Below are 991 nucleotides of genomic sequence, written 5' to 3'. Positions count from 1 at the left end.
ACCCGTCCGCCGCTAAATCCGTCCCCGAAGGAACTTCATTCGCTCGACTTGCATGTGTTAGGCACGCCGCCAGCGTTCGTCCTGAGCCAGGATCAAACTCTCAATAAAAAGTTTAATCTGTTTCGCTCAAATTACTTTGAGTCTTTATAAGACTTAAAAGAATTGCTGGTTTTATATTAACTATATTCTGTTCAATTTTCAAAGACCATTTTATCTTGTCGCTCTCAAGCGACTTCTTTATCTTATCATCAGTTAAAGCTTATGTCAACACTTTTTTTAAAACTTTTTTTAAATGTTTTTTAGTGTTTTGCTTTGTCTCTGACGACTTCTTTATATTATCATCACTAAAAACTTATGTCAACATATTTTTTAATATTTTTTATAAAAAACTCATATTTAGATATTTTTCTTAATCTTCAAGAACCAAAACTTTAAATTAACTCCAATGTCCTCCTTATTATGACTTAAAGTTATCAATATTAATTTTAAAATTGTTCTTTAATGATATTATCTATAATGGTATTATCTATTTTTATTATAAATAATTATTTTTAAAACAAAAAAGCTGTGAACTAATTCACAGCTTTTGGTGGAGATAAAGGGATTCGAACCCTTGACCCCCTGCGTGCAAGGCAGGTGCTCTCCCAACTGAGCTATATCCCCATATTACCTGGCAACGTTCTACTCTCCCACACAGTCTCCCATGCAGTACCATCGACGCTGTAGAGCTTAACTTTCCTGTTCGGAATGGGAAGGAGTGTTTCCTCTACGCCATAATCACCAGATTCTATGATTCTCCAAATCTTCCATTTGGTTAAGAATCTTGTACTCCTCATCTCTATATAGCTAGTTTCCTTTTTCAAAGAATCTTGTTCTCTGAAAATTGCATATAAATGATAATCTATTTTTATTGGTCAAGCCCTCGACCTATTAGTATCAGTCAGCTAAATATGTTACCACACTTACACCTCTGACCTATCAACCTCGTGTT

Annotated in this window: 1 tRNA gene and 3 rRNA genes; all 4 read right to left on the bottom strand. The window is 34.3% G+C overall.

Annotation, left to right across the window (positions count from 1 at the left end):
* Window positions 1-108: ribosomal RNA gene (locus H8R92_RS13020) — 16S ribosomal RNA — on the bottom strand; the annotation flags it as partial.
* A 479-nt stretch (window positions 109-587) separates the two neighbouring features.
* Window positions 588-663, bottom strand: a tRNA-Ala gene (locus H8R92_RS13015).
* 5 nt (window positions 664-668) lie between these two features.
* Window positions 669-785: ribosomal RNA gene (rrf, locus tag H8R92_RS13010) — 5S ribosomal RNA — on the bottom strand.
* A gap of 125 nt (window positions 786-910) precedes the next feature.
* Window positions 911-991 (bottom strand): 23S ribosomal RNA (locus H8R92_RS13005); the annotation flags it as partial.

This window comes from Clostridium lentum, assembly GCF_014287815.1.
Taxonomy (GTDB): Bacteria; Bacillota; Clostridia; order Clostridiales; family Clostridiaceae; genus Clostridium; species Clostridium lentum.
This window is presented reverse-complemented; position numbering and strand designations above follow the sequence as displayed.